This is a genomic window from Nocardia sp. BMG51109, from assembly GCF_000526215.1.
Taxonomy (GTDB): Bacteria; Actinomycetota; Actinomycetes; order Mycobacteriales; family Mycobacteriaceae; genus Nocardia.
On record NZ_JAFQ01000004.1, the window covers coordinates 6162015 to 6173716 of the forward strand.

Consider the following 11702-nt stretch of genomic DNA (forward strand, 5'->3'; position numbering starts at 1 on the left):
CGGCGGCGCCCGACGAATCCGCCGCGCGCCTCGTCTATCCCGCCACGCTCGACGGCGTCCGGGGTCATGATCGTATTCCCCAGCGGCTCAGGATATTCGACGAGGGACGCGCGGGGGCGGTGTAGGCGACCACACCGGCGAGCCGGCTGTCGTCGGTGCCCAGGGTGGCCAGTGCGCCGCGGACCTCGGGCGCCGTGGCGGATCCGAGCGGTACCACGCCGAGCGTGACGTCGCACCGCTGGGCCAGCGCGACCGCGTCGGCGGCCGCGGCGACCGGTGCGCCCTCCACCACGATCCGGTCGAACTCGCCGCGCAGCTTGGCCAGGATCTCGGCGAACGCCTCCGAGGCGAGCAGATCCGGTGTGCGGGAATCGGTCTCGCCGAGCGGCAGCACCCAGATGCCCGCCTCCGGCCACGAGGTCACCGCGTCGTCGAGTGGCGAGGCGTGGCGCAGCAGCTCGGCCAGCCCCGTCCCGGACGGCTCCGGCATCCGGCCGGAGCTGCCCTGTCCGGTGGTGTCGGCGTCGATCAGCACCACGCGGTCGCCGGTGGCGGCGAAGGCGCGGGCCAGCCCGTCCGCCACCGCCGGCCGCGAGCCGCCCGCCAGCGAGGTGAGCAGGACGCTGGCGACGCCGTCGCCGAGCCGAGTCCGCAACCGGCGGAACTCGCCTGCGGCGCCCGGGCGCCCGTCGTCGATGATGCCCAGGACGGGCACCGGCACGATCGCCTCGACGTCGGTGGACCCGCGCAGCCGGCGATCGGTGCGTTCCCGGAGGTAGGCACCCGCGAAGCCGGCGATCAGGCCCGCGAGGACACCCAGCGTCAGGATCCGGCTGCCCTGCGGCCCGATCGGCGCGGACGGCAGTTTCGCCTGATCGACCACGGCGACGCGGGCGGCGGGTGCGGCGTCGCGCTCGATGGACTCCAATTGCGCGACCATGCGCCGGAACTGCGACACCACCTCGTCGGTGAGCACGCGGGCGCCCTCGGCGGTGCCGTCGCGCGCCGAGACCACGATGAGCATGGTCGCCGGCGGGGACGCGGCACTGATCCGGCCGCGCAGCTCGCCCGTCGACACGGTCAGCCCCAGCTGGTCCTTCACCCGCTGCGCCACGGTCTCGCTGCCGACCAGTTCGAGGTAGGAGCGGACGCGCTGCTGGGCGGCGAGCCCGCCCTGGTACGAGTCGTTGACCGAGGTCCCGGTCGCCATCGACACATAGCAGGTGCTGGAGGCCACATAGTCGACCGGCAGCGTTCGCAGATAACCGTAGGACCCCACCACACCGAGCAGCAGTGCGGCCAGCAGGATCGGCCAGCGGCGCCGGATGATCCGGCGGATATCGGTCAAACCCATTGCGCTGCCCTCGTTTTCCCGGCCGCGGGTGGCCCGGTCGTAGTCGGCGGCCCCGCCGTGCGCAGCCGATATTCGGTGATCAGTACGTAGGTGACCCAGACCAGCACCGTCGCCTGCAGGTACTTGCCGAGCGTCTCGGCGGTGCCGAGCATGCCGCGTTCGAACAGTACGGGCACCTCGATCAGCGCCAGCCCGAAGACCGGCAGCGGGACGTGGCGGCTGTAGAGCGAGCGCGCCCAGACCAGCAGCAGGACGAACGTGATCGAGACCCCCAGGGCCACACCGGGGTAGCCGCCGAGGACATACCCCTCGTTGATATTGCCCTCGGCGAGCGACACCCCGACCCGGGTCATATCCACCGACTGGCCCCGCACCTGGTCGGCCCAGGCGGCGCCGGACCGGAACTTCTCGGTGCCCAGCAGCTGCGCGGGAACGAGGCTCTCCAGCGCGTGCCGGACCGCCTCGCCCGGCGACAGCCAGGAATGCGGCCCGGCATAGTAGGCGTCGGTGGCGGCCTCCAGCCCGTCGAAGCGGCGCAGCACGCTCAGCAGCGGCCGCAGCGGCGCCGGATATTCGGAATCGGTCACTGCCGCTTCGGCTTTCGACAGCTCGTCGGCTTTCAGCGACTGCAACCAGCCGAACGCGCCGATCCCCAGCACGGTGATGACCAGTACCGTCGCCACCTTCAGCCGGGTCCAGCCGGTCATGGCGCAGCGCACGGCGATGGCCAGTGCCGCACCGAGAACGGGCGTCTTGGACTGCACCGCGGCCGTCCACAGCAGTTCGCCGAAGGTCAGCGCGCCGATCAGCAGTATCGTTGTGCGCGGGCTGCCGGGGCGGGCATAGACGATGAGCCCGACGGCGCCGAGGGTGGCGAGGATGGTGACCAGATTGATGATCGGGCTGGGGCTCTCCAATTCGCCTGCGCGACCGTTGTTCCCGGTCGCCACGGCGGCCAGGCGGCCGAGCGTGCCGGCCGCGTAGAGCACCGCCAGGGTGCGGAGCAGGACGGGGTCACCGGCGAACCGCGCGACCGGGCGGGCATGCTCCCGGTGGGTACGGCCGGGTGCGGCGCCGAACCGGCCGCTCTCGCGTCCTCGGGCCCAGATCGCATAGGCCACAACCAGACCCGCGTACAGCCACAGCCCGAAGATCACCGGATGCAGCACCTCCGCGATGCCGCGGTCGTAGCCCAGCACGGCGAGCCGGGGATCGGGAATGTTGTCGCCGTAGTGCGGCTCGGGCCGCACCCACAGCAGCACCACCGGCCGCGCCACGTAGGACAGCGCCCAATGCGCCGCCTGCGCGATCAGGAAGACCCGGATCGGCCCGGACAGCCACATCGCGGCGACCATGATGCTCGCCAAGGCTCCCGCGACGAGGAAGACCTCGGGTTGCGCGACATCCGTCACCCTGCGGCCTCCCTCGTCCGGCGTCGTTCCGTCACCCGTATGTCGCCTGCGCACACTCGCCGTTACCCGATCGCGGCGATGATTTCGCGGGCACGATCGGCGTAACTGTTGGCGCCCGCCGTAATTCGGCGATGCCCGGCCTCGGCGACCTCGGCCGCCCGATCCGGGCGGTGGGCACAGCGATCCAGGATCGCGCGCAACTCCTCCGCCGAGGAGAACAGGAAACATTCCTCCTCGTCGTCCAGCAGCCGCGCGTGCTCGTCGGTGCGCTCGCCGACGAAAAGCCCACCGGCGGCCGGAATTTCGAAACTGCGGCAGGTGTGGGTGTCGCGGTTGGCGGAGTTGAGCAGAACCAGGTTGGCGAGCATCCCGGCCACGGCGACGGAGAAGTCCTCGCCGTAGACCGGCCCGCGCACGGCCGTTCCGGTGCGCCGCAGCGCGGGCTCGCGCCACCACCCGGGCCCGTAGACCGCCAGGGCGGCACCGTAATCGCGGCCCAGCGCGGTCAGCAGGCCGGTCCGGTCGGGCCGGCGGGCGCCGATGAACCCGGCCGTGAACCGGTCGCCGCCGCGCCGCGCGCACGGCCGATGCCAGGCCGGGTCGTAGGCGCTGGACACGAAGGTGACCGCCCGGGCTCCGCGCGCACTCAGCTCGGGCACGTTGTGCCGCTTGGTGGTGACGACCAGATCCCACTCCGCCTCGTGTGCGAGATAATCGGCGGTGACGTTCTCCGGATTGGCGACGTCGTCGGGGCTGTAGTGCACGCGCAGGGCGGCCGGGACCGACAGCAGCCGCCGCTGGTCCAGATGGACGGATTTGAACCCGAACAGCATGTCGGGGGCGAAATCGGCCGCGAGGGAGTCGATCTCGTCGTGCATCGCGGCGACGGTCCGCGGCGCGCGCCGGCCGGCGAACTTGGCGTAGACCCACGGCGGTGACAGCCTGCGCGGCAGGGTGATCGCGGTGGTGTCGGCCACCAGCACGTCGTGTCCGGCCGCGCGGAAACCGTCGGCCAGCGAGCGGGCATTGCTGCCCACCCAGTCGTCGCCCACGTAGAGGATCCTCACAGCCGTTCTCCCGCCGACTGTTCCGCGGCGGGCGGCGCGAGCCGGGCCGCGGCGCGCTCGCGCAGGACCAGCCATCGCATCCGGATCACGTACCAGAGCGCGACCGTGACCTCGGCGAGCACGGTGCCGTACACGAGCGTCCACACCGACCGGGTGTGCACGGCGATCGCCAGCGCACCGGCGGCGATGCAGGTACCGGCGACGGCGCCGATCAGCACCCCGGCGGTGTCCTCCCGCACGGGCAGCACGGCGGTGGTGACGAACGAGGTGATCGTGGTGGCGGGCAGGATCAGCACCTCGATCCGCAGCAGGGGCACCGCGGCGGCGAAGGCGCTGCCGAACATGACATGGATCAGCACCGGCGCGAGCGCCCAGACGCAGAGCACCGCCAGCACGGCCGCCGTCAGGCAGGCCACCAGCGATCGGACCGCGTTGTGCCAGAACACCTTCTCGCCGCTGCGCCGTGCCATCCGCGGCAGCAGGGCGAAACCGATCGGATCCAGCAGCGACTGGATGGCGCGGACCAGCCGGTCACCGGCGGAGTACAGGCCGAGCGAGACCGCATCGAGCACCGCCGCGTACACCGCCGCCGAGCCCTGACCGTAGCTCGTCACCAGCGCCCGCGAGGTCAGCACCGGCGCGCCCATCCGCAGGATCTGCCGGACGTGCCGGGGCCGCGCCGGAACTCCGAAGGTGCGCAACGAATCCCCCCAGGTCAGCGCGATCGTGAGGAGCGAGGACACCAGCAGGCACAGCATGGCGACGGAGGCGTTGGGCAGGCGGGGGAGCAGCACGATCAGCAGCACCAGATAGGCCACCCGGCCGGCGCCCTGATACAGCGTCGACGAGCCGAACCGCCCCTGCCCGATCAGCAGCCAGTCCTCGGAGATCGACCAGAGACCGCCCGTGAACAGTCCGAGCAGGATCATGTGCAGCTGCGGCGGCACATCCGCGACCAGACCGGCCAGCAAGGCCAGCCCCAGCGCGCCGAGCGTGCCGGTGCGGATGGCGAGGTAGGCGCCCCGCAGCTGGTTGATGTACATCGCCTCGGCGGGTATGTCGTGCACCTTGGCGGCCAGGAACGAGGTGATGCCGAGGTCGACGGCGAGCGAGCCGATGAAGTACGCCGACATGCCGATGGCGAGCAGGCCGACGCCGTGCGGGCCGAGCAGCCGCGAGATGAGCGGCAGCGTGACCACCGTGATGACGTATTGCCCGTATTTGCCGAAACTGACCAGGCCGATATCGCGCAGGACGGCGGCCGGACCGTGTTTCACCGGTTTCCGGCGCGGACCCGAGCCGCCGGATCGTTCGGGCGCGGGGGAGATCTCGGGATCAGTCACGTCGCCTCGCTGGTCGTCGCACGGATTCCAGCAGTGCCGCGACGGTGCGGGCGGTGCCGGTGATGTCGAACTGCTGCGCGCGGATTCGGGCGGCGTCGCCGAGGGCGCGGCGCAGTTGCGGGTCGTCGATGAGCCGGTCCAGCGCGGCGGTCAGTTCGCGCTGGTCGCCGGCGGTGACGAGCAGCCCGTTCCGCCCGGGCTGGACGATTTCGGCGGGACCGCCGGGCCGGGTGGCGATCACGGCGCAGCCGGCCCGCATCCCCTCGACGACGACCTGGCCGAACGGCTCCGGCAGCACGGAACAGTGTACGAGGATATCCGCCTGTGCCAGTAGGCTTTCCGGATCATCGACGTGTCCGGTGAAGGTGACCGGCAGCGCCAGCTCGGACGCGAGACGTTCGAGGTCGTCGCGGTAGGGCTCCTCGCCGAAGAACGCGCCGCCGATCAGCAGGATGCGGGCCGGGCGGACGCGGGTCCGCGCCACGGCGCGCAGGAATACGTCCTGGCCCTTCCACGGGGCGAGCCGGCCGACGACGGCGATCACGGTCTCCGTGGGCGGCCGGGGCATCTCGCGGACGGCGGGCGGCCGGGATTCGAGCCCCGGATAGGCAACGGCGGCCGGTTTCCGCCCGGTGCTCAGGGAATCCAGGGTGGCGCGGCTGTTGGCGAGGTAGCCGTCGGCGACGAGGCGGCCGAGCAGGCGGATGAGCGGGGCCAGGCGGCGGCCGAAGTAGTCCGGTGTGATCCGGTCGTGTACCTGCCAGATCAGCGGGATTCGGGCGCGCCGGGCGGCGACGGCACCCATCAGCAGTGCCTTCGTGCTCCCCGCGACCAGCACCGACGCCTCGAGGCGCCGCGCGGTGCCGCCCAGCGCCCAGCCCGCCCGCACGAGGGCGGCGGCGCCGGTGAGCAGGCGGCGCGTGGTCGCGGTGCGGATGGTCATGGCGCGGCTGTCGAAATCGGTGCGCAGCACGTGGGTCTCGATATCGCGGTCGCGCATCCGCTCGACCATCGGGCCGTCGGCGGTGTAGACCACCGACGTGCCGAGATGGTCGCGCAGCGCCGAGACCAGCCGCATGGTGGCCAGTTCGGCGCCGGACGGTATCGCGGTGTGCGCGACGAAGACGGCCTTCACGCGGGCGCCAGCTCGCGGTACAGGGCGATATGCCTGCGGGCGGCCAGCTCCCAGGAGAACGATTCGGCGTGCGCGCGACACTGTTTCGCGGTGGGGGCCGCGCCGTCGAGCGCCGTCGCGAGGCGGTGTGCGAGCGCCTCCGGGTCGCCGGGCGGCACGACCAGCGAGGGATCCAGCCCTCGCACCGAATCGGGCAGCCCACCGCAGTCGGAGACGACCGGGGGCCGGCCCGCCGCCAGGGATTCCAGTGCGATCAACCCGAAGCCCTCCAGCGCGTGCGACGGCACCACCGTGCACCGCGCCCGCGTGTAGAGCCCGGCCAGGCGCTCGTCGGTGACGCCGCCGGTGAATTCGATGCCGGGGTGTGCGGCCGCGGCGGAGCGCAGATCGGCCGCGGCCGTGCCGGTTCCGACGATCAGCAGCCGGGCGGCCGGATGCCGGTCCAGGACCGCCGGCCAGCACTCGATGAGCGTGTCGATGCCCATGCGGCGCTCCAGCCGCCGCACGCACAGCACCATCGGATCGCCCTCGGGCGGTTCGGTCGCCGCGAACCGGTCGAGAGCCACGCCGGGCGCAATGACGGCGATCCGGTCGGCCGGCACCCGGTAGTCGGTCACCAGGACGTCCCGGAAATGATTCGACAGCACGACGAATCGGTCGGCCCGGGCATAACGCACGCGTTCGAGCAGATATTTGGCGAGTACCGCGCGGCCGTTCTCCCCGGCCGCGCGGCTCTCCCGGGCCCAGGGGCCGTGGAAATGCACGACCAGCGGCCCCGCGGTGGCGGGACCGTAGAGGCAGAAATGCCTGTCGAGCACGGCGGCCGGATTCCGTTCCGGCCTGTCCAGAAATGCCCTGCGGGCGCGGCGAAGGGTGCCGCCCCCGGCGGGACCCCAGGATCGGGCGCCGTCGGGCGGAGTGCCGAAAGCCGTTGCGGTGACCGCTGTTTCCGCATGCCCGGCGAGGGCCGAATACAGATCGGTGAAGTATCGGTTCAACCCGCCCGGTGCCGCCGAAAACCACTCGGAACCGGTCATATGTATCCGTAACGGACGCACGGCGCGGCCCCAACGATTCAGTGTCGTCGACGATCGCGGGCGCGATCGCAGCATCCCCGAAACGAAAGTTTGCACCGTTCCGGGCGTTTCGCCCGGTCGAGCGCACAGCTGTCGTCGCGAGTGACGTCGGCCGCGGGGGCTCGGGCGTTACAGCATCACTCGTCGGCGTTCAGCGTGTCGATATCGGCGAGGACCTTGTCGTGCCACTCGATCTCGGCCCGAATGCGCATCCGGGCGTGCTCGACGACGAGATCGTCGGCGGTGCGCCGATCCGGTCGGCGGCGATCCGGCTGATGGTCGATCCGCGCGGCGTGCGCCCGCAGCGCGGCGATCCGGTCGGTGAGATAGCCGCGCAGCAGCTCGGGATCCAGGTCGGTGCTGACCGCGAGCGCGAGATCGACCGGGTCCGGGCGGATCGCGACCTCGGACAGTGCCTCGTCACGCAGCGCCCGCAGTTCGCGCAGGCCCTCGTCGGTGATCTCGTAGACCGTCCGGGCCGGCTGTGCGCCCGGCTGTTCGGTGCGCAGCGGCCGGATCAGGCCCTCGCCACTCATCCGGTGCAGCGCGCCGTACAGCGAACCCGGCTTCACCCTCGACCACAGGTCGGCGCGGTCCAGGCGGGCATCGCGGCGCAGCTGATGGCCGTGCGTGGGCCCGCGCCGGGCGAGCGCGGCGAGGACGAACAGGCGGGTTTCGTTCACCCATCCAGTCTGACATGAGTACTCGTATTTGAGTACTCTGGGCGGTATGGCTGTGCGACCGATCCTCATCGCCGGAGACCCCCTGCTGACCACCCCGGCCGTTCCCGTCACGGAGTTCGGCGCCGAGCTGGCGGCCCTGGTGGAGACGCTGTTCGAGACCAACACCGCGGCCAATGGTGCGGGCCTGGCGGCCAACCAGATCGGCGATCCCCGTGCCGTTTTCGTCTACGACCTGATCGACGCGGGCGTCCGGCACCGGGGCTACGTCGTGAATCCCGTCCTGGTGACGTCGGAACTGCCGGAGACGATGCCGGATCCCGACCTGGACGGTGAGGGCTGCCTGTCGGTGCCGGGCGAATGGTTCCCGACCGGCCGCGCGGACCGGGCCGAGGTGACCGGAGTCGACGCCGAGGGCCGGCCGGTTGCGGTGGCGGGCAACGGCTATCTCGCGCGCTGCCTGCAGCACGAGACCGACCACCTGGCCGGGAGGTTGTACCTGTCCCGTCTGATCGGCCGAAACTCCCGCGCGGCGCGCAAGATGATCAAGCAGCGGGACTGGACGCGGCCCGGCAGGTCGTGGTGCCCGGGCACCGGCACCGATCCGTTTCACGGCTGACCGTCGCCGATTCCGGTGCGCACGCCGTAGCGAAATGCCTACGCCGTAGCGAAATGCCCACGCCGTGCGATAGATTCGCCAGCGGCAGTGCTGCCTGCTTCTCCGAACCCATGTTCCGGGGCGTGCCCGGCTTGCGGAAGGACTACGACAGTGGGGAAGTTCGGCGCGGGGGCGGATGCCGGTGACGTCCGGGTGCTCATCGAGAACGGTGAATACTGGCTGCGTAATCGCGGCGACATCGCCATGATGGCCGTCACCGTGCGGCGGCTGCGGGCGCAGTGGCCGTCCGCGCGGATCGGCATGCTCACCGAGCAGCCCCGGGTCCTGCGCGCACTGCTGCCCGACGCCGAGCCGATCGACGTGGCGGCGGGTGGGCGGTGGGAGCAGGATCCGCGCGGGCAGTGGGAGCACGCGCCGCGCGGGCGGTGGGAGCATGCGCCGCGCCCGCATCGACTGGGCGACGAGGCCGCGCTGCGCTGGCGCGCCGCCACCGACGGGCCGAAGTCCCGGGTGCGCGCATTCCGGAAGGCGTTGCGCGGCAACGCCGAACCGTCCGATCCGCCCGCACCGCCGCTGCCGGAGGCCGTGTCGCGGGCCGACCTGGTGCTGGCCCAGGGCGGCGGCTATCTGACCGACGTCGACCGCTACCAGGCGGGCCGCGCCCTCGATCTGCTGGAACACGCGCAGTCGCTGGGCATTCCGACCGCCATGATCGGTCAGGGCCTCGGCCCCCTCGACGATCCGCGACTGCTGGAACGCGCCGCGCGGGTCCTGCCCGGCGTCGGTCTCATCGCGCTGCGCGAGGGCAGATGCGGGCCGAAGCTGCTGGCCGATCTCGGCGTGGCCCCGGAGCGGATCGTGGTGACCGGCGACGACGCGGTCGAACTGGCCTACGGCCTGCGGCGCGCCGAGATCGGCGGTGACCTGGGGGTGTGCCTGCGCATCACCTACTACGCCCGGGTCGGTGCCGCCGCCCAGGACATCCTCGGTGAGGTGATCCGTTCCCGGGCAGCCGAGTTCGATGCCGCGCTGCGACCGCTGATCATCTCCGAATACGAGGCCGAGGACCGCGACTGCACGCGGCGGTTGCTGGCGGGTGCCGTGCGCACGCGCCGCCCGGTCGGCCGGGCCGGTACGGCGGAGGACGTGGCGCGTCAGGTGTCGCGCTGCCGGGTCGTCGTCACCAGCGCCTACCATCTGGCCGTTTTCGCACTGTCGCAGGGGATTCCGGCCGTCGGCATCACGGCCTCCCGCTACTACGACGACAAGTTCCACGGGCTGGCCGCCATGTTCGGAAACGGGCTGCGGGTGGTCGACGTCCGCGATCCGCACCTCGGGCCGACGCTGAGCACCGCCGTGCGGGAGCTGTGGGAGTCCGCGCCCGAACTGCGTGATCCGTTGCAGCACCGCGCCGTCGAGCAGATCGACGCCTCCCGCGCCGGAATGCGGCGGGCGTTCGGGCTGGTCGATGGTGAGCGCAAGCCGATTCCGGCGCGGGAGGAACGATGAGCACCCTGTCGGTCTGTGTGCCGGCCTACAACGCCGCGCGCACGCTCGCCACCACCCTGCGCTCGATTCTCGACCAGGACGCCGATTTCGAGCTGTCGGTGCTCGACAACGCCAGCACCGACGACACCGCCGCGATCGCACGCTCCGTCGACGACCCCCGGATCCGGTTGCACCGCAACGACACCGTGCTGCCGATCGGCGACAACTGGAACAAGGCGGTCTCGGTCTCGTCCGGTGACCTGGTGAAGGTGGTGTGCGCCGACGACATCCTGCTGCCGGGCGCGCTGAAGTCGCAGCTGGAGCTGATGGGCGCCGGCGGGATCGCCCTCTGCTCGGCGAAGTTCGAGGTGATCGACGAGGCGGGCGCGGTCGAGGAGACCGATCTGGGCCTGCCCGGCCTGCGCGGCCGGCAGTCGATGACGACGCTGATGCGCACGATCGTGCGCCGCGGCCCGGCCGACTTCGGCCCCACCGCGGCGGCGATGTTCCGGCGCGCCGATTTCGAACGGGCCGGCGGATTCCGCGGCGATCTGGTGTTCCCGATGGATGTCGACCTGTTCGCCCGGGTCTGCGAGTTCGGGGCGTTCTACGGCATGCCGGAAGTCCTTGCGGCCTGGCGCAATTCGTCGTTCAACCTGTGCAGCCGCACGTCCACGGTGTCCAAGCTCGCCGAACTGGTGCGGTTCCAGCATCGGCTCGGCCGGGAGTATCCGGACGCGATCCACGGTGCCGATGTGCTGGCCGGTGATCTGCGGGTGGCCGGGCAGGCGCTGGAGCGGGTGCGGGTCCGGGCGGTGGCGACCGTGCGCCGCCGCCCCGACCTGCTGCGCTGAATCGGATCGCGCCGAGTCAGATCGTCCAGAGCGGGCCGTAGGTGACCACCGTATCGCCGTCGGCGCCGACCAGCCGCACGAACGGGCGGATCGTGGTCTGCCCGAGGACCCCGGTCACGGTGCCGTGGAACCCCGACATCCGCAGGTAGCCGTCGCTGCCGGAGACGTCCCCGCCGGCACAGTCGATGCTCTCGATGCCCGGCCCGAATCCCGCCTCGATCTCCACTCCGATCTGCGGAATGAGGTCGAACACTTGCAGTTTCGGCTCCGTGCCGAGTTCCGCGCCGAGCCCCGGGGTCTGGTATCGGAACGTGATCTTGCCGTTGAGCGTGGCGGGATAGCCGACCATGTAGCCGATCGTGACGTGCCCGCGCCAGTCCTCGGCGCCGGGCCCGGAGATCCGGAAGCCGGCCCGCCCCTGGTGGAACCATTCCCGGGTGAGCGGATTGCCGTCCAGCGGCGGGACGAAGTCGATCCGGGTATCGGACTGCACGGCCTCCACGGTGCGGTTGCCGCGGTCGACGATGCTGCTCGCGCTGTCGACACCGGCGGTCGCGGGACCGAGCGCGACGGCCACGCCGACGGCGAGCGCGGCGGCGACGACGCTACCGCGACCGGCGGCGCGGCGGATGGCGTTCGTATTCATATTCCCCTGCCTCCCTCATCGGGAACTG

At 71.6% G+C, this 11702-nt stretch carries 11 protein-coding genes; 3 read left to right on the forward strand and 8 right to left on the reverse strand.

The window, feature by feature from the left end; all coding sequences use genetic code 11:
- Nucleotides 1-64: 64 nt before the first annotated feature.
- The 7 genes from D892_RS0129320 to D892_RS0129350 all read right to left on the reverse strand — a co-directional run bounded on the left by D892_RS0129320 (nucleotide 65) and on the right by D892_RS0129350 (nucleotide 8070).
- The gene (locus D892_RS0129320; RefSeq protein ID WP_024804653.1) at nucleotides 65-1354 is read right to left on the reverse strand and encodes a protein tyrosine kinase; all 1290 of its coding nucleotides are present in this window, start codon (nucleotides 1352-1354) and stop codon (nucleotides 65-67) included.
- Nucleotides 1345-2709 carry a hypothetical protein gene (locus D892_RS0129325; protein ID WP_369801841.1) on the reverse strand — a complete coding sequence of 455 codons (1365 nt, stop codon included), beginning with the start codon at nucleotides 2707-2709 and terminating at the stop codon, nucleotides 1345-1347. Before D892_RS0129325 ends, D892_RS0129320 begins: the two co-directional genes overlap by 10 nt.
- 119 nt (nucleotides 2710-2828) lie before the next feature.
- Entirely contained in the window at nucleotides 2829-3833 is a 1005-nt protein-coding gene (locus D892_RS0129330; RefSeq protein WP_024804655.1) for a glycosyltransferase, read from the reverse strand.
- Entirely contained in the window at nucleotides 3830-5110 is a 1281-nt protein-coding gene (locus D892_RS0129335; protein ID WP_036570199.1) for a lipopolysaccharide biosynthesis protein, read from the reverse strand. The genes D892_RS0129330 and D892_RS0129335 overlap by 4 nt, the downstream gene beginning before the upstream one ends.
- Nucleotides 5111-5168: 58 nt before the next feature.
- Nucleotides 5169-6254, reverse strand: a complete 1086-nt coding sequence (locus D892_RS0129340) for a glycosyltransferase family 4 protein (RefSeq protein ID WP_051499938.1) — start codon at nucleotides 6252-6254, stop codon at nucleotides 5169-5171.
- 53 nt (nucleotides 6255-6307) lie between these two features.
- A complete protein-coding gene (locus D892_RS0129345; protein ID WP_024804658.1) occupies nucleotides 6308-7348 on the reverse strand; it encodes a glycosyltransferase family 4 protein in 1041 nt (346 codons plus the stop codon).
- A 176-nt stretch (nucleotides 7349-7524) separates the two neighbouring features.
- Entirely contained in the window at nucleotides 7525-8070 is a 546-nt protein-coding gene (locus tag D892_RS0129350; protein WP_024804659.1) for a PadR family transcriptional regulator, read from the reverse strand.
- Nucleotides 8071-8116: 46 nt separating this feature from the next.
- Between D892_RS0129350 and D892_RS0129355 the strand changes: the two genes are divergently transcribed.
- The 3 genes from D892_RS0129355 to D892_RS0129365 all read left to right on the forward strand — a co-directional run bounded on the left by D892_RS0129355 (nucleotide 8117) and on the right by D892_RS0129365 (nucleotide 11028).
- Nucleotides 8117-8686 (forward strand): peptide deformylase, encoded by a 570-nt coding sequence (locus D892_RS0129355; protein WP_024804660.1) that lies wholly within the window; start codon nucleotides 8117-8119, stop codon nucleotides 8684-8686.
- 150 nt (nucleotides 8687-8836) lie between these two features.
- Complete coding sequence (locus tag D892_RS0129360; protein ID WP_024804661.1) at nucleotides 8837-10195, forward strand: polysaccharide pyruvyl transferase family protein; 1359 nt, start codon at nucleotides 8837-8839, stop codon at nucleotides 10193-10195.
- Nucleotides 10192-11028: a glycosyltransferase gene (locus D892_RS0129365; protein WP_024804662.1), complete on the forward strand. Its 837-nt coding sequence runs from the start codon at nucleotides 10192-10194 to the stop codon at nucleotides 11026-11028. The genes D892_RS0129360 and D892_RS0129365 overlap by 4 nt, the downstream gene beginning before the upstream one ends.
- 16 nt (nucleotides 11029-11044) lie before the next feature.
- On the opposite strand, the gene D892_RS0129370 is transcribed toward D892_RS0129365, so the two are convergent.
- Entirely contained in the window at nucleotides 11045-11674 is a 630-nt protein-coding gene (locus D892_RS0129370; RefSeq protein ID WP_024804663.1) for an MspA family porin, read from the reverse strand.
- Nucleotides 11675-11702: the final 28 nt, after the last annotated feature.

Excerpts from the sequence above, each read along its gene's own strand:
- D892_RS0129320 (WP_024804653.1), bottom strand. The coding sequence starts at position 1,354 with ATGGGTTTGACCGATATCCGCCGGATCATCCGGCGCCGCTGGCCGATC.
- D892_RS0129325 (WP_369801841.1), bottom strand. The coding sequence starts at position 2,709 with ATGGTCGCCGCGATGTGGCTGTCCGGGCCGATCCGGGTCTTCCTGATC.
- D892_RS0129340 (WP_051499938.1), bottom strand. The coding sequence starts at position 6,254 with ATGCGGCTGGTCTCGGCGCTGCGCGACCATCTCGGCACGTCGGTGGTC.
- D892_RS0129345 (WP_024804658.1), bottom strand. The coding sequence starts at position 7,348 with ATGACCGGTTCCGAGTGGTTTTCGGCGGCACCGGGCGGGTTGAACCGA.
- D892_RS0129355 (WP_024804660.1), top strand. The coding sequence starts at position 8,117 with ATGGCTGTGCGACCGATCCTCATCGCCGGAGACCCCCTGCTGACCACC.
- D892_RS0129365 (WP_024804662.1), top strand. The coding sequence starts at position 10,192 with ATGAGCACCCTGTCGGTCTGTGTGCCGGCCTACAACGCCGCGCGCACG.
- D892_RS0129370 (WP_024804663.1), bottom strand. The coding sequence starts at position 11,674 with ATGAATACGAACGCCATCCGCCGCGCCGCCGGTCGCGGTAGCGTCGTC.